The following is a 16,149-nucleotide window of genomic DNA, read 5'->3' on the forward strand; positions in this document are numbered from 1 at the left end:
CATAAATTCGGAAATTAATTGGAATATTTTGACCATTTTGATCTGTCGCATACAAGGTAATGAGATTAATACCCTTGACGGATCGGTGGTGTTTGCCTGACCAAAAATAGCTAACTAAGTCCATATGTTGACTATATGGTTTATCTAAAACAGTATCATCAATACTGACTATAAGTATATTATTATCAATATGTTGAATTGCTTCTTGATATAGGTCGTGAGGTGTGTAGTCTTCACGCTCTAGAAAGCGATTTACACTATCATGCGAGATGTTATAAGTCTCGGCAAGTTGTGTACAGCTAATAGAGTTCGGTTCTGTCATGAGAAAGCCCATATAAATGGGTAATGTACAAGTTGCTGTAGAAGCATGTTTAATTCGTCTGATCACAGATACTTTATAAAGCATTTTAATACTTTTTTGAATCTGTCAATGCGTAAGTCCTAACAGATTAGAATTAATGTAATAGCTTATTTTTTTCAGTTCTAAATTTCATATTTTGTTATATTATAATTCATGCAATATTCATAAAAGCGTAGTGAAGTGCTCATAATGTTGGGAAGATTGTTGGGATTATCCGCAATCTTGTTACAGATCGCTGTGTTCCTGCAGCCTTTATTGCCAGAAAAGCACAGTGTTTTTTCGGTATGTAAAACTATTGCCGTTGCATTAGATCTGCAAGTTAATAGCACTCACAAAACACTTAATTTTCCAACATCCCATCCACATGCCCATCACCACACCAGTGCAGCAGATCAGAACGATGTACAGGTCGTCACCGACGTGCAGAATCAGCATGCACCACACCAACAGCAGAATGATTCACACAGCACTCATGACTGCCAGTTCTGTCTGGTGCACAGCTATACCCTACCGCTACTGGACACCAAGCTCAGACCAGTACTGGTCAGAACTCAGACCTTACTTCTGTTCTTCAGTGCCTCTGTCCCGCATGTACTGACCCCACCCGCTCCCTGGTTCCTGATTCCTCAGGGCCGTGCTCCTCCTTTAACACTCACCCACTAAATCAACAGATGTGGTATCGCTGAGTAGTCTGCCTACGTTTGAATATCGATGCAGTATGGCTCTATCTATCCGCATAGGCATCTCGTAACCCACATCTTCAGCCACAGTGGTCCAATCCGTAATAGGTGATCATGACGTTTAGTTTAACTGTGCTCAAACCTGCTTTGAGTTCAGTTGTTACTGTCTTAATTACCTTTGGATTTTTTTAAAGTGTTATTACAACTTTTTGATGTATCAATAAGGAGGAGATAATGATGAATCTACTTCAGCATGATCATGCACACTCGCAAAAAAATGATTTTAATAGCGGCTGTTGTCTGGATTTGGCGCAACAGATTGTCCGGATCAGACATGCCCTTAATATTTCACAGACAGAACTGGCAGCCAAACTGTGTATTTCTGCCCGTACCTTGGAGAGCTGGGAACGCGGAGTGCGTCATCCATCAAGTTCGGCACAGGCTTTGATCAAACTATTTATAAAGTCGCCTCAATTTGTACTGGAAAATCTAGCTTGAGGATAATCGGGAATAATTTAAACCCTTATGATTATCATCAATTTAAATAACTATTGGTTTGGAAGAAACTCCATGTTAATTGTAATTACATCCCAGAACCGGCGTCACATTACTCCACATGCTGGAAAATGTCGAAAATTCTGGAAATATGAATTAAAAGATGAAAAAGTGACTGACAAACAGCTTATTGAAGTGGAAAAAGAAGAATCTTTTTCCCAGTCTGGGGAAGTACTCGAAAAACTTTTGCCTATGGACATATTTGTGACCACAGGAATCGGAGATCGATTACGAGAAAAGCTCAGAAATATTGGTGTACATGTCATCGTGACTACAGAAATTGAACCAGAACAATTTATCTGCGGTTGGGCTTCAACTAAATAAACAATTTAGATTCATATCATCTTTACTCATATAAAAGACCCTGCATCAGCAGGGTCTTTTATTTAAATTTTTAATTATTGAGTAGTATACGAACTATCACACCATGTGTAGCGGCAACGTAGCCTGAAATGTTTTTTATCCCGACTCAACCTAGCATAAATGCTGTATTCACAATATCGCACTATCATCTGACTTAAATCGCCTAGCTCTAACCACTCTATTCCAATGTAATTTTTTAAACTGGTTCAGTTCCAACATGCACACCAATGCATATACCCCAAATAGTTGGAATATCAGACATTTATTACCATTAAATACTTGTAATTTATACCAATCAGAATATTTTTAATAAGGGTAAAATTGAATAAGGCTATTTTGTGGGCATCGTTTCTGAATTTAAAAAATTTAATGCTGATCTTAAGAATCCGAACTGGTCGGTATCTTCAATTAGCTCTAACAATGAGCTAATTGTTAGTTTATGGGGACATAAACCTTTATTGTCTAAACACCCAACTGAAAGAAAACAGGTCTATCGTGACCGTATTGATAGATGGTCGTGCAATGGACGTAATGAGTTTAAGAGAAATCTTGATCTTGCTTTGGAAGAAAACTTAAAAATTAGACCAATTATAGCAATGCTCAATAACAGTTCTGATTTTCAAAATATTTTAGAGGGTAAAGATGGCAGCCAATACCCGAAAAGATTTAATGCAAAAACAAATTGAATTGGTGAATTAACTGTTTGGGACGGTACTCAATTTGAAATTGTATTTAGGCTTGATCAATAACTTGAACTTAAGCTAGGTTTTTATTCTGCTTATTATCGGCTTATTATCGGCTTACCTTGCATAACCCTAAAAACAATAAAGCCCCGATCAATGATTAGGGCTTTATCTTAAATTTGGCGGAAGCGGTGAGATTCGAACTCACGGAGGACTCACACCCTCGTCGGTTTTCAAGACCGGTGCATTAAACCGCTCTGCCACGCTTCCATGTGCGCCATAATACGGATCTTTTTAAAAACTGACAAGTAAAAATTACAAGCAAACTATTCAAATGAATATTGTTTCACCAAATTAACTTTAAAAATTATAATTTGGCTGCCAATTCGGCACCCTCACGGATTGCACGCTTGGCATCAAGCTCTGCCGCCAGTTTGGCACCACCAATAATATGGTAATTCGCCAAGGTAAATTCATCCGCCGTTGGCATAATGTCTTTGACCGATTCCTGTCCTGCACACACTACCACAGTATCTACACGTAACAATTGATCGTGGCCATTGGTTTCAATCCATAAACCTTCATTGGTTACAGACTTATATTGCACACCACGTAGCATCTTCACAGCGTGTTTTTTCAATTGCGCACGATGCACCCAACCTGTGGTTTTACCCAAGCCAATCCCCAGCGGTGTCGTTTTACGTTGCAAGAGATAAATTTCACGGACAGGATGAGCCACTTCGGCAGCTTGTATGCCACCCTCAGAAGTATAGTTCGGATTCGGGTCAATGCCCCACTCCCGTTGCCAGTCTGCCAACGGTTGCGGCTGTGGCTGATGTTCAGGTTTTAATAAAAACTCGGATACATCAAAACCAATACCACCGGCACCAATCACCGCCACCCGATTGCCAACTGCTGCTCCACGTAACACTTCTGCATAAGACAACACTTGCGGTGCCTGACTGCCTTCAATATTTAAGGCACGCGGAACAACTCCAGTCGCAACCACGACCTCATCAAAGCCTTCACGTTCCAGTTGTTCACGGTTCACTTTGGTATTTAAGCGCAGCTCTACCCCAGTTCTTTCAATTTGAACTTTAAAATAACGGATGGTTTCATGGAATTCTTCTTTACCCGGTACTACTTTAGCCAGATTGAACTGGCCGCCCACTTCATGGCTTGCTTCAAATAATGTGACTTTATGCCCCCGACTGGCAGCTACCGTTGCAGCCGACATGCCTGCCACACCACTACCAACAACGGCAATTTTTTTCGGTGCTTTGGTTTTTACATACACCAGTTCCGTTTCATAAGCAGCGCGCGGATTGACCAGACAGGTTGCACGTTTATTTTTAAAGGTGTGGTCCAAGCAAGCCTGGTTACAGGCAATACAGGTATTAATTTCATCTACCCGATTGGTGGCGGTCTTGCTGACCCAGAAGGCATCCGCCAACAATGGTCGCGCCATCTGCACCATATCGGCTTTTCCAGCCGCCAAAATGGCCTCGGCCGTTTCAGGCATGTTAATCCGGTTGGAAGCAATCACAGGAATAGCCACATGCTTTTTCACTTCGGCTGTATAATCGGCAAACGCTGCACGTGGCACTGAAGTGACAATGGTCGGAATACGTGCTTCATGCCAGCCAATTCCGGTATTCAGCAAGGTAACTCCGGCTTTTTCCAAAGCCTGTGCCACCGTAATCACTTCCTGCATGGTGTTGCCATCATGTACTAAATCGAGCATGGACAAACGGAAACAGATAATAAATTTTTCACCGACTTTTTCACGAATAGCTTTAACAATCTCTATGGCAAAACGCATGCGGTTTTCAATGTCGCCACCCCAGCGGTCGGTACGCTGATTGACATGACGGCTTAAAAACTGATTCAGCAAATAGCCTTCAGACCCCATAATTTCCACACCATCATAGCCGGCTTTTTTAGCAATGCTGGCCGTGTGTGCATAATCTTCGATGGTCTCTAAAATCTGCTTTTCACTCATTTGACGCGGTTTAAACGGTGAAATTGGAGATTTAATCGGGCTGGCAGAAACCACAAAAGGCTGATAACCATACCGGCCTGAATGTAAAATCTGCATCAAGATTTTTGCACCATGCTTATGTACGGCATGCGTCACCAAACGATGTGGCGCCACATCCACCAAATTATTCATGGTACCGCCCGCCGGAAGCAACCAGCCCTGACGGTTCGGTGAAATTCCCCCGGTAATAATCAGCCCTACGCCACCTTTTGCCCGTTCGCCAAAATATGCGGCCAATTTAGGATAGTTATAAAAACGGTCTTCCAGACCGGTATGCATGGAACCCATCACGACACGGTTTTTAATGGTCGTAAAGCCCAAATGCAGCGGTTTTAATATATTTGCATAGCGAGTTGTCATGATGGATCCTTTATATATTGGCTTTGCAACTTGTTGCATATTACTTTACCTATTTTTATTCTTTTGTTTATGACTTGTTTTACACATTGTCTGACGAAACAGTCAATTTTTCATAAAAAAAGCGCAGTCTAAGCACTGCGCCTGAGATAGAACCCGTTATTTTTTATTATAATTCAGTTTTTTAATTTGTTTCTTGATTCCAGTATTTCAATTTTGAAGTATGACCAATTCCCACATTAAAGCTATTGGTCGGGTCCAGTTTTTGATAATGCTTTTTGAGCGCAGGCTTGGCCACATATAAATGCCCGACATTATGTTCTGCGGGATATTCAGCCCCACGTGCATCCAGTAAACTCCACATCTGATGTTCTATTGCCAAAGGATCTACGCCTTTTTTCACAATATAGTCCTGATGGAACACATGACATAAAAAATGACCGTAATACAGTTTATGAATAATCAGCTCATCCATTTCTTTCGGCAAAGTTTCCACCCATTCCCGGTCATTACGGCGTAAGGCAATGTCCAGCGCAACAATATCTTCCACTTCTGAACGATGGGTGTCGCGATAACGAATGGCAGCTCCGGCTACGGCAAAACGGTGTAGAAAGGCTTTACGTCCTTCTTCTTCGGTACAGTGGAAATAATTTCCAGTATTATGAGATAAAAAATAGTGCTGTAAAAATTGCTGAACCTGTTCTACATCCTGATTTTCGATGCGCAGCACCAGATGATGCTCATACAAATCTCGGAACTCATTCATGCGTTTCGGTAAATGCGACGGTAAAAATTTGCTCAACATTTGCAGGACTTTATCAGACAGCCCTTTCATGCCGACTTTTTCCAGGTAGCCATCGAGCTTATCTTTCATGGCAAAAGCCGCCGGCACTTTGGCAGTCCCGAATTTTTCAATGAACATGAAAGTGTCTTTGCCATATTCCGCGCCAATATCGTAAGCCACCCGGTGAATATATTCGCCTGCAATTGGCAAACGCGGCAAATCGGTAAGTAGAAAACGGCGGATTGCGGTTAAATCTTGCTGGGTATTGGTGCCGACATAAAAGACCTGACTGGGAATTTTTTCAAAGGTATCCAAACGTACCGCAAACACGCAGACTTTTCCTGCCGAACCGGACGCTTCATACAAGCGCGATGGATCGGCATTAAAACGCGCCGGCGTGTTCTCATCGACCTGAGTCACGTCATGCGCATAGCGATGATCCGAAGCACAGCAGTGCTGATCATTTTCAATATCAGTCAATTGATATTGCTGATTTTGCAGATTAGATAGAATTTCTTCTGGCGTTGAACCGAGCTGGATGCCCAGATGATTGACCAATTGCAGTTGCCCCGATTCATTTACTCGGGCATACAGGGCCAGTTCCGTATAGGCAGGTCCACGGCGAACCAAAGCCCCACCGGAGTTATTGCAGACTCCACCTAAAACCGATGCACCTATACAGGAGGAACCAATCACCGAATGTGGCTCGCGATTAAACACTGCCAGTTCTTTTTCCAGTTTGTCTAGCGTTGCACCGGGCAAACAAACCACTTGTTTCGCATCATTAATCACTTGAATGCCAACCAAGCGTCGAGTGTTGATCAGAATCACCGGACGGTCATAATCATCGCCAAAAGGGGTTGAACCACCGGTGAGTCCGGTATTGGCTGCCTGCATAATCACAATACAGTCTGCATCCACCGCAGCCTGCAAGACTTGCCACTGTTCCAGCAATGAACCCGGGACGACCACAGCCAGGACTTGACCGGAACCGTAACGACGACCTTGACGGTATAATCGTGTGTCATTGTCATCTGTGAATACATGTTGCTTGCCAACAATATTGATGAGCTTTTGAATGGTTTGTTGTGGATTTGCTAGAGAACTCATATTTGGCATTTTCCAAAATAAATGTCTAAATGATTTATTTACGTCATTTTATGGATATAGATTTTTTACTGATAAAGTGATTTTCAGCCCGAACATCTCTGGTCTAGAAAATACACAGAAAAATTAAGTGAAAGTTCCCTCTCCTTCTAGGAGAGGGTTAGGGAGAGGTCTTGATGAAAAGAAGATTAAGTTCAAGATCCCCTCATCCTAACCCGCTCTTGCTCTTCGCTTTAAAGGAATCCTTAAAGCTTGTTCAGGTAGAAGAGACTTTCAATATAAAAAATTGATGGTTAAGCTTAAATACTGCTGACTAGCTTAAAATTGCTGAACATCTCAACCCACCAACTCTTTCTCCAACTTCACCAAACAATCCGAAGTAATATCGGCAATGGTTTTGGCACCGGTCAGCGTCATTGCCACGCGCATTTCCTTATCAATCAGTTCAAGCAGATTGGAAACACCCTCACCACCGGCAGCGCCCAGTGCATAGACAAAAGCACGACCCAACATACAGGTATCGGCACCTAAGGCCAGCATCCGCACCACATCCAGACCATTACGGATACCCGAATCGGCTAGAATTTTAATATCACCTTTGACTGCATCGGCAATTGGCGGCAAAGCACGCGCGGAAGATAAAACACCATCCAGCTGACGGCCCCCATGGTTTGAAACCACAATACCATCTGCACCGAAACGTACTGCGTCTTTGGCATCTTCAGGGTCTAAAATACCCTTGATCACCATTGGACCATCCCAGAACTCACGAATCCATTCCAGATCTTTCCAGGAAATCGAGGGATCAAAGTTAGAACCTAACCAGCCAATATAATCTTCAAGACCCGTGGGTTTACCCAAGTATTTAGAAATATTGCCTAGGTCATGTGGGCGTCCCATCAAGCCCACATTCCAGGCCCAATGCGGATGGAAACAGGATTGCATATAACGGCGCATTGCTGCATTTGGCCCGCTCATACCCGAGTGGGCATCACGGTAACGCGCGCCCGGCACAGGCATATCTACTGTAAATACTAAGGTTGAGCAACCTGCCGCTTTGGCACGTTCCAGAGCATTTTTCATAAAACCACGGTCACGCAGCACATACAACTGGAACCACATTGGACGCTGAATTGCTGGAGCCACTTCTTCAATCGGACAAACTGAAACAGTAGACAGGGTAAAAGGAATGCCTTTTTTATCTGCCGCCACTGCCGCCTGCACTTCACCACGGCGGGCATACATCCCGGTCAAACCTACAGGTGACAAAGCCACGGGCATAGACAGGGTTTCATCAAACAGTTTGGTTTCCAGGCTTAACTGCGACATGTCATTCAGTACACGTTGTCTCAACGCAATTTTTGATAAATCTTCCACATTACGCTTCAGTGTATATTCCGCGTACGCACCACCATCAATGTAATGAAATAAAAACGGTGGCAAGCGGCGTCTAGCGGCTTCACGATAATCATTCGCAGAAGAAATAATCATGCTTATATCCTGTTTAATCTACTGGCACGCTGGCGACGAGCTTCTTCTTCATCAATCAAGCGTACCTGTTGTACTACAAACTCAATGTGTCCACAGACTGCACTGCGTGCAGCATCAGGATCACGGCGTTCAATTGCATCCATCACCTGAAAGTGCTGATCATGCAATTGATCAAAACGGTGCGATTCGCTATAGACTTTGCGTCGGCCCAAAACCACGTTGTATTTCAACAGGTCAAACAGGCTGCGCATCATCTGTATTAGCACTAAATTATGTGAGGCTTCGGCAATGGCTAAATGGAATTCAGCATCCGCTTTTGCTGACTGGTCATCATCCCCAATAGATTGATAATGGGCAATCCGATCGTAGCAGCGGCGAATATTTTCCAGGTCTGCTGCTGTGGCGCGCTGAGCGGCATACCAAGCAGTACCACCCTCTAAAACGCTACGGGCTTCCTGCACATCAAAACGGTAAGCTGGGTCCTGATCAATCAAATTGCTTAAAGGTTCTACAATTTGATGATTGGTCCAGGCGCTCGGTAGCAACTGCAAAAAGGTTCCCGAGCCTGCCTTGCTGAGCAACATACCCGTACTGACCAAATGCTGAATCGCTTCACGCAACGATGAACGCGACACCCCGAGCTGTTCACATAATTTACGTTCTGCAGGCAAACGGTCTCCAACCTGCATATTGCTCTGTTCAATCAACATACGGAGCTGCTGTACGGCTTGGTCGGAAACTTTCATCTACATTTCTCTACTCTTGCATCAATTCCAGTTTATGGAATCATCCATGGGAACACATAGGCTTGTAATGTGATGATAATACCAATCATCACGGTAAAGGAGATACTGTGTTTCACGGTAAAGCGGAACAAATCAGATTCTTTACCTACCAGACCTACAGCCGCACAGGCAATTGCAATCGATTGAGGTGAAATCATTTTTCCGGTTACACCCCCACTGGTATTAGCTGCAACCAGCAGTACTTCCGGCACGCCAATCTGTTGTGCCGTGGTCGCCTGAAGTGCCGAGAACAGTGCATTGGCAGATGTGTCTGAACCGGTCAGGAACACGCCTATCCAGCCAAGGAATGGCGAGAAGAAAGTAAATGCCTGACCTGTATGTGCCAGCGCTAAAGCCAGCGTGGCCGACATGCCTGAATAGTTCGCAATAAAGGCAAAGGCCAGTACCATACCAATGGAATAAATAGGAACTTTCAATTCATTGATGGTTTCGCCAAAAGTGATGACAGCTGCTTTGGGCTTCATTTTCAGGAAAATGATGGTGATGATAGCGGCAATGAAAATGGCTGTGCCTGTGGCAGAAATCCAGTCAAATTTATAAATCGCATCGTAGTCCTTAATTTCAGGGACCACTGGCGGCATCTTCTGGATCAGCTGATGCAAATACGGCACCTTGATGGAAATCACCAGATCATGCAGAGCACCATCTTTGGCAAATAAATCCTTAAAGGGCTTGATACTCCAGATGGTGACCATCGCGGTTAAAATGGCAAATGGTGACCATGCCTTGGCAATTTGAGCAATGCTATATTTTTGCTGTTTTTGAGCTGCGAGCTGTTGAGCAGCTGATTCATCAACATTTGCATCTTGGTCTGCAAAACGGAAAATATGTTTCGGTTGCCAGAATTTAAGCAAAATTGTTAAAGAAATAAGTGAAGCAATTGCAGCGGTAATATCTGGCAGTTCAGGACCTACAAAGTTAGAGGTTAAATATTGTGCAAGCGCGAATGATCCACCTCCCACAATTACCGCTGGCCAGGTTTCTTTCACACCACGCCAGCCATCCATAATCGCCATAATCCAGAATAGAACAATGGGTACCATAAACGGTAACTGACGTCCGACCATCTGGCTAATTTCATGGGTATCTACACCTGAAACCTGCCCGGCCACGATAATGGGAATCCCCATTGCGCCGAAGGCAACCGGTGCAGTATTGACAATCAGACATAAGCCCGCTGCATATAAGGGTTTAAAACCTAATCCCACCAGCAATGCAGCAGTAATGGCAACCGGAGCACCAAAACCTGCCGCACCTTCCAGGAAAGTACCAAAGGCAAAACCCACAAAGAGCATTTGTAAGCGCTGATCTTCGGTAATTGACAAAATGGAGGAACGAATAATATCGAACTGTCCGGTTTTAACCGAAATTTTATACAGAAATACGGCGCCGAGGATAATCCAGGCAATGGGCCACAGGCCATAGAAAAAACCGTAAATCATCGATGCAAAAGCCATCACGACCGGCATCTGATAGGAAAATAATGAAACCAGCAGCGCAAGGATCACGGTAATTGTTCCCGCTACACTACCTTTCATGCGGAATACCGCAAGCGCTAAAAAGAAGAAAATGATGGGAATCAGGGCAATCAAACTGGAGAGCCAGATATTGCCCATAGGATCGTAAATCTGTTGCCATTGTTGAAGCATTGTCCTCTCCTTGAAATGCTTTTCCAGAATACAAAATGGTCTGATCACCTACCAATTAACATCTTAACTGGTATGACCAATAATCATTTAATTAAAAAAATATATCAATAAACTTTAAATATGCTACTTTTTAACCAAATAAAGATCAATAAGCAATTTCTTATTTAAAATTGGTCATACCAATATAATGCATGAAATATTTAAAATTTATACAGACTGCACTGATTAAAATTCACTCAGATATTTTTAATTATTTCATTTTTATTATTTTTTTAGAAAAATAAAAAATCCGGGACAATCATCTAATACTTTAGTCGATAATATGGATTATTTGAATGATGATTACTCAAAGCAAAGCACTATTGATAACAAGCGTATTATAACAAGCATAGATACTGATCATTAGATCCTGGATAATTAGATACAAATAACAGGTGCGACAGAAAGCCATTCTGAGAGGAAATAAAATGTGCGGACATGTTGCAAGCGGTCAAACTTTCAATGTGCTGCTCAAAATTGTTATCCACCTTCCTTTTAACTCCTGTTTATAAGCCACAACTCTGCTCTGCTTCACGATTTAATCAAAATCTTTGCTTATAACCATATATTGAATCTATCAATTTCAAATTTTCAACGAGATTTTCTTTTGTAAAACCATTAGAAATAAAATAGTGCTACAATTGAAGAAATGTGTATTTTCTTGGGCCACCAAATTTCTCGGTGCCTATTTCATATCGTTAGGATTAACAATGTCTGATAATGCAACTATCTTGCAGAATGTCCCAGTAGGCAAAAAAGTTGGTATTGCCTTCTCTGGTGGTCTAGATACTTCAGCTGCTCTATTGTGGATGAAACAAAAAGGCGCAGAACCTTATGCTTATACAGCGAATCTGGGTCAGCCTGATGAAGACGACTATGATGCGATTCCGAAAAAAGCGGAAGCGTATGGCGCAGTAAAAGCTCGCTTGGTTGATTGCCGCTTACAACTTGCATTAGAAGGTATTGCTGCGATTCAATGTGGTGCTTTCCATATCAGCACTGGTGGTGTTCCTTACTTCAACACTACGCCATTGGGTCGTGCAGTAACCGGTACCATGCTTGTTACCGCAATGAAAGAAGATGACGTCAACATCTGGGGTGATGGTTCAACTTATAAAGGTAACGACATTGAACGTTTCTACCGTTATGGCTTGTTGACTAATCCTGCACTTAAAATTTACAAACCTTGGTTAGACCAAACCTTTATTGATGAGCTTGGTGGTCGTGCGGAAATGTCACAATTCCTGATCGACAACGGCTTTGACTATAAAATGTCAAAAGAAAAAGCCTACTCAACTGACTCAAACATGCTGGGTGCGACTCACGAAGCGAAAGATCTTGAATACTTAAATGCCGGTATCAAAATCGTTGATCCAATTATGGGCGTGGCGTTCTGGAAAGAAGAAGTCGAAATCAAACCTGAAGAAGTATCCATTACTTTTGAAGAAGGTTTCCCTGTTGCGATTAACGGTCAACGCATTGAAGATCCAGTGGAATTCATTCTTGAAGCAAACCGTATCGGTGGTCGTCACGGTCTAGGTATGTCTGACCAGATCGAAAACCGTATCATCGAAGCGAAATCTCGCGGTATTTATGAAGCTCCAGGTATGGCCTTACTTCATATTGCTTATGAGCGTCTTGTGACTGGTATTCATAACGAAGACACCATTGAACAATACCGCATCAACGGTCTGCGTTTAGGTCGTTTATTGTATCAAGGTCGCTGGTTCGATTCTCAAGCGCTGATGCTTCGTGAAACTGCACAGCGCTGGGTAGCGAAAGCCATCACAGGTACTGTGACTTTAGAGCTTCGTCGCGGTAATGACTACACGATTATGAACACTGAATCGCCTAACCTTACTTATGAAGCTGAGCGTTTGACGATGGAGAAAGGTGATTCTATGTTTAGTCCTGCTGACCGTATTGGTCAATTGACTATGCGTAACCTTGACATTACCGATACTCGCGCAAAATTGGGTATCTATACAGGTGCAGGCTTACTTTCTGTAGGTACAGGTTCAGCTGTTCCGCAATTAAAAGACAAAAACAAATAAGTTTGTTTTAGGTCAAAAAAACCGCTCGAAAGAGCGGTTTTTTTATCTGACCTGTTTATGATTTTATAAATTCAGTTGCAGCGATATTGGAACGGAGAGATTGATAATAAATCTGGTTACGGCCTAAATTTTTGGCACGATATAAAGCCTGATCAGCAATTTTTAATAACTCTTCTTTACTTAGCTCAGCTTCGCCATAATAAACAGTGATTCCTAAACTGATGGTAATAAAATCGGAGATTGAAGATTTCTCGTGAGGAATTTCTAGACGCTCGATGGCCTTATAGATATTTGATGCTACGGCATAGGCACCATGAGCATCTGTTTCAGGCAGTAGTACCACAAACTCTTCCCCACCATATCGTGCAACAAAATCCATATGCCGAATGGCATTTTTAATCGATTTGGCGATAGAAGAAATCACATCATCGCCTTTCTGGTGCCCATAAAAATCGTTGTAGTTTTTAAAAAAATCAATATCAATAAACAGGATCGCCAAACTACTTCGCTCTTGACGGGTTTGCTGGTAAAACACTTCCATCATTTCATCGAAACTACGACGGTTTGAGATTTTGGTCAGGTCATCATGCTGACTTAAATGCAATAATTCCGAATTATGAATCCGATGCATTTTTTCACTAATTCGGGCACGCATAGTAAACAAATAAATCATTCGTTCTCGCGCAAAAATCATATGACTAATCACATAACCAAATACGCAACTGCCAAAAAGAATACGCCCCAACACCACGGCATCAAAATCAACATGAAGTAGAAAGAAAAGAATGACTGTTACTGAGGCTGCTAAAAACCCGGTCATCAGCATCTGAAATGGCTTTACTCCAGTAATAAGGGAACCCATGATATAAATCATGCACAGGATAGCCATACCTTGTTGTCGCAAGGCGACAGTTTCTACGGTCAAGGTTAACCAGGACATGGAGACCATGGCCCAAAACATAAGCACCATGGAAGCCGGAGCAAAATAGGGACGCAGTTTAGGAAAATGCGAAAAAGAAAATAAGACCAGCAAGCATAGAGCACCATTGGCCAACCCTAAGCTACAGTTCAGAAAATCATGCTTGAGATACTGTTTGTCAATTACCCAGTAATCGCTGGGTAAAATCACCAGAATAAAAATAAAATAAGATAAAACGCCACCCCACAGGTATTTTTGTACATGCTTACGGGCACGTTCCAAGTTTTTCGACCAAAATTCCTGTTCCATTTTTTTTGGAAAAACCTGTCCTACGCGTTGACTTTGCCGCGTAATCAGTTCTTCTATCTTTTCTTTATCATATTGTAATTTCGCTAGATTATACTTGGATTCCATTGCCCAGCATTTCTTATTTCTTCTAGTTACTAAAAATAACATATTTTTCTTATTTAGAATTATATATATATAACCATTTGTCTGTAATTCTCGTTACCATTTTCACACTTTATGGATTATCATTTGTTTTATTTCTTCGATTGAAATGGCCTTGAATACAATCACCCTTCTCCAGCCAGACGATTGGCATGCTCACTTACGTGACGGTTTATCTTTAAAACGCACAGTTCCAGATCTTGCCAAGCAGTTTGCTCGTGCCATCTGCATGCCTAATACTGTCCCTCCAATCAAAACAGTTGAGGAAGCACTGGCTTATCGTGAACGCATTATGGCGCATGTCCCTGAAGGTGTTGCATTTGATCCCCGGATGGTGCTTTATTTTACCGACCAGACCCAACCGAGCGAAGTCAAAAAAATTAAAGAATCCGAGCATGTGAATGCCATCAAGCTGTATCCAGCCGGTGCAACCACAAATTCAGACAATGGCGTCAGTGATATCCGTAAAGTCTATGCGGTGATTGAACAGCTTGAAGAACACCAGGTACCGTTGTTGCTGCATGGTGAAGTCACCCATAACCATGTGGATATTTTTGACCGTGAAAAACGCTTTTTAGATGAAGTGCTTTCACCGCTTCTAAAACAATTCCCTAAACTTAAATTGGTTTTAGAACACATCACCACAAGCGACGCGGCACATTTTGTACTTGAACAAGACCGCAATGTCGCTGCGACCATTACCCCACAGCATTTACTGTTCAACCGTAACGATATGCTGGTGGGTGGTATTAAACCGCATTTCTATTGTTTACCAATTTTAAAGCGTCAAAGCCATCAGCAAACCCTGCTTGAAGTGGCGACCAGTTCTAATCCCAAGTTTTTCCTGGGAACAGACAGCGCGCCGCATTCAAAAAATGCCAAAGAAAATGCCTGTGGCTGTGCCGGTTGCTACAGTGCACCTACCGCAATTGAATTATATGCTCAGGCTTTTGATCAGGTTGGCCGACTGGACCGCCTGGAAGGTTTTGCCAGCCATTTCGGTGCTGATTTCTATGGCCTACCGCGCAACACCAATACCATTACTTTGGTCAAAGAAGAACAAGTTATTCCGGAAAGTTTAGACTATTTGGATGGCGAACAGATTATCCCATTGTATGCGGGTAAGACCATCCAATGGAGAAAAGTGTGACAGATGAAACCCCACCAGTAATTGGTCAGCGTTTCCGTGGATTTTTACCTGTTGTTGTCGATGTCGAGACAGCAGGTTTTAACTCACAGACCGATGCCTTGCTGGAAATTGCAGCAATCCCCATCATTTATAATGAAGAAGGTCAATTTGTACCTGGTGAAGCGTACCATGCACATATTAATCCTTTTGAAGGGGCGAACTTAGACCGTCGTTCCCTGGAATTTATTGGTATTGATCCATCCAACCCAATGCGTATTGCAATGGCGGAAGATGAAAAAAGTGCATTAAAACGCATTTTCAAGTCGGTCAATGAAGTTCGCCGTCAGCAAAACTGTACCCATGCAGTTTTGGTCGGCCATAATGCACATTTCGATTTGGGCTTTGTACAAGCGGCCATTGCCCGTACGGGGACTAAAAATCAAAATCCTTTTCACAGTTTTTCGGTGTTTGACACCGTGACTTTAAGTGCCGTGATGTTTGGTCAAACCGTACTGGCAAAATCCTGCATTCAGGCGGGAATCGAGTTCGATGGCAAGGAAGCACACTCTGCCTTGTATGACACTCAAAAGACTGCAGAACTGTTTTGCTATATTTTGAACAAACTCGCTCCCCATCTACTTGACACCTTGGTGGCGGATCAATAAGATACCGCCATCTTCT

13 protein-coding genes, 1 tRNA gene and 1 pseudogene are annotated in these 16,149 nt (G+C 42.7%); 7 read left to right on the forward strand and 8 right to left on the reverse strand.

Features of this window, described 5'->3' with window-relative positions; translation table 11 throughout:
* Nucleotides 1-388: pseudogene (locus FTU91_RS05980) on the reverse strand (IS701 family transposase); the annotation flags it as partial.
* A 162-nt stretch (nucleotides 389-550) separates the two neighbouring features.
* Here FTU91_RS05980 and FTU91_RS05985 point away from each other — a divergent pair.
* From FTU91_RS05985 to FTU91_RS06000, 4 genes are all read left to right on the forward strand, one after another.
* Entirely contained in the window at nucleotides 551-1,024 is a 474-nt protein-coding gene (locus tag FTU91_RS05985) for a DUF2946 domain-containing protein (RefSeq protein WP_218944737.1), read from the forward strand.
* 254 nt (nucleotides 1,025-1,278) lie between these two features.
* Nucleotides 1,279-1,539 (forward strand): DNA-binding transcriptional regulator, encoded by a 261-nt coding sequence (locus FTU91_RS05990; protein WP_166171018.1) that lies wholly within the window; start codon nucleotides 1,279-1,281, stop codon nucleotides 1,537-1,539.
* A 72-nt stretch (nucleotides 1,540-1,611) separates the two neighbouring features.
* Entirely contained in the window at nucleotides 1,612-1,920 is a 309-nt protein-coding gene (locus tag FTU91_RS05995; protein WP_180081379.1) for a NifB/NifX family molybdenum-iron cluster-binding protein, read from the forward strand.
* A gap of 377 nt (nucleotides 1,921-2,297) precedes the next feature.
* Nucleotides 2,298-2,645: a hypothetical protein gene (locus FTU91_RS06000; RefSeq protein WP_257221664.1), complete on the forward strand. Its 348-nt coding sequence runs from the start codon at nucleotides 2,298-2,300 to the stop codon at nucleotides 2,643-2,645.
* Nucleotides 2,646-2,822: 177 nt separating this feature from the next.
* Here the strand turns inward: FTU91_RS06000 and FTU91_RS06005 are convergent.
* From FTU91_RS06005 to lldP, 6 genes are all read right to left on the reverse strand, one after another.
* Nucleotides 2,823-2,912, reverse strand: a tRNA-Ser gene (locus FTU91_RS06005).
* Between the two features lie 97 nt (nucleotides 2,913-3,009).
* Nucleotides 3,010-5,043 carry an NADPH-dependent 2,4-dienoyl-CoA reductase gene (locus FTU91_RS06010; RefSeq protein ID WP_180081381.1) on the reverse strand — a complete coding sequence of 678 codons (2,034 nt, stop codon included), beginning with the start codon at nucleotides 5,041-5,043 and terminating at the stop codon, nucleotides 3,010-3,012.
* Nucleotides 5,044-5,224: 181 nt separating this feature from the next.
* Nucleotides 5,225-6,934 carry a D-lactate dehydrogenase gene (gene dld, locus FTU91_RS06015; RefSeq protein WP_180081383.1) on the reverse strand — a complete coding sequence of 570 codons (1,710 nt, stop codon included), beginning with the start codon at nucleotides 6,932-6,934 and terminating at the stop codon, nucleotides 5,225-5,227.
* Between the two features lie 333 nt (nucleotides 6,935-7,267).
* Entirely contained in the window at nucleotides 7,268-8,422 is a 1,155-nt protein-coding gene (gene lldD / locus FTU91_RS06020; protein ID WP_180081390.1) for an FMN-dependent L-lactate dehydrogenase LldD, read from the reverse strand.
* A 2-nt stretch (nucleotides 8,423-8,424) separates the two neighbouring features.
* On the reverse strand, nucleotides 8,425-9,168 hold the full coding sequence (lldR, locus tag FTU91_RS06025) for a transcriptional regulator LldR (protein ID WP_086195132.1): 744 nt from the start codon (nucleotides 9,166-9,168) through the stop codon (nucleotides 8,425-8,427).
* Nucleotides 9,169-9,200: 32 nt separating this feature from the next.
* Complete coding sequence (gene lldP, locus FTU91_RS06030; protein WP_180081392.1) at nucleotides 9,201-10,877, reverse strand: L-lactate permease; 1,677 nt, start codon at nucleotides 10,875-10,877, stop codon at nucleotides 9,201-9,203.
* A gap of 749 nt (nucleotides 10,878-11,626) precedes the next feature.
* Here lldP and argG point away from each other — a divergent pair.
* The gene (argG, locus tag FTU91_RS06035) at nucleotides 11,627-12,970 is read left to right on the forward strand and encodes an argininosuccinate synthase (RefSeq protein ID WP_086194957.1); all 1,344 of its coding nucleotides are present in this window, start codon (nucleotides 11,627-11,629) and stop codon (nucleotides 12,968-12,970) included.
* 55 nt (nucleotides 12,971-13,025) lie between these two features.
* Here the strand turns inward: argG and FTU91_RS06040 are convergent, their stop codons facing one another.
* The gene (locus FTU91_RS06040) at nucleotides 13,026-14,303 is read right to left on the reverse strand and encodes a diguanylate cyclase (protein WP_180081394.1); all 1,278 of its coding nucleotides are present in this window, start codon (nucleotides 14,301-14,303) and stop codon (nucleotides 13,026-13,028) included.
* Between the two features lie 151 nt (nucleotides 14,304-14,454).
* Here FTU91_RS06040 and pyrC point away from each other — a divergent pair, with 151 nt between their 5' ends.
* Both pyrC and rnt read left to right on the forward strand, forming a co-directional pair.
* The gene (gene pyrC / locus FTU91_RS06045) at nucleotides 14,455-15,489 is read left to right on the forward strand and encodes a dihydroorotase (RefSeq protein WP_092819995.1); all 1,035 of its coding nucleotides are present in this window, start codon (nucleotides 14,455-14,457) and stop codon (nucleotides 15,487-15,489) included.
* A complete protein-coding gene (rnt, locus tag FTU91_RS06050; protein WP_092819913.1) occupies nucleotides 15,474-16,133 on the forward strand; it encodes a ribonuclease T in 660 nt (219 codons plus the stop codon). The genes pyrC and rnt overlap by 16 nt, the downstream gene beginning before the upstream one ends.
* The last annotated feature ends 16 nt before the right edge of the window (nucleotides 16,134-16,149 follow it).

It is taken from the genome of Acinetobacter sp. YH12201, from assembly GCF_013418145.1.
Lineage (GTDB): Bacteria > Pseudomonadota > Gammaproteobacteria > Pseudomonadales > Moraxellaceae > Acinetobacter.

Coding starts and splice junctions, on each gene's coding strand:
- FTU91_RS05985 (WP_218944737.1), top strand. CDS start 551: ATGTTGGGAAGATTGTTGGGATTATCCGCAATCTTGTTACAGATCGCT.
- FTU91_RS05990 (WP_166171018.1), top strand. CDS start 1,279: ATGAATCTACTTCAGCATGATCATGCACACTCGCAAAAAAATGATTTT.
- FTU91_RS05995 (WP_180081379.1), top strand. CDS start 1,612: ATGTTAATTGTAATTACATCCCAGAACCGGCGTCACATTACTCCACAT.
- FTU91_RS06010 (WP_180081381.1), bottom strand. CDS start 5,043: ATGACAACTCGCTATGCAAATATATTAAAACCGCTGCATTTGGGCTTT.
- dld (WP_180081383.1), bottom strand. CDS start 6,934: ATGAGTTCTCTAGCAAATCCACAACAAACCATTCAAAAGCTCATCAAT.
- lldD (WP_180081390.1), bottom strand. CDS start 8,422: ATGATTATTTCTTCTGCGAATGATTATCGTGAAGCCGCTAGACGCCGC.
- lldR (WP_086195132.1), bottom strand. CDS start 9,168: ATGAAAGTTTCCGACCAAGCCGTACAGCAGCTCCGTATGTTGATTGAA.
- lldP (WP_180081392.1), bottom strand. CDS start 10,877: ATGCTTCAACAATGGCAACAGATTTACGATCCTATGGGCAATATCTGG.
- argG (WP_086194957.1), top strand. CDS start 11,627: ATGTCTGATAATGCAACTATCTTGCAGAATGTCCCAGTAGGCAAAAAA.
- FTU91_RS06040 (WP_180081394.1), bottom strand. CDS start 14,303: ATGGAATCCAAGTATAATCTAGCGAAATTACAATATGATAAAGAAAAG.
- rnt (WP_092819913.1), top strand. CDS start 15,474: ATGGAGAAAAGTGTGACAGATGAAACCCCACCAGTAATTGGTCAGCGT.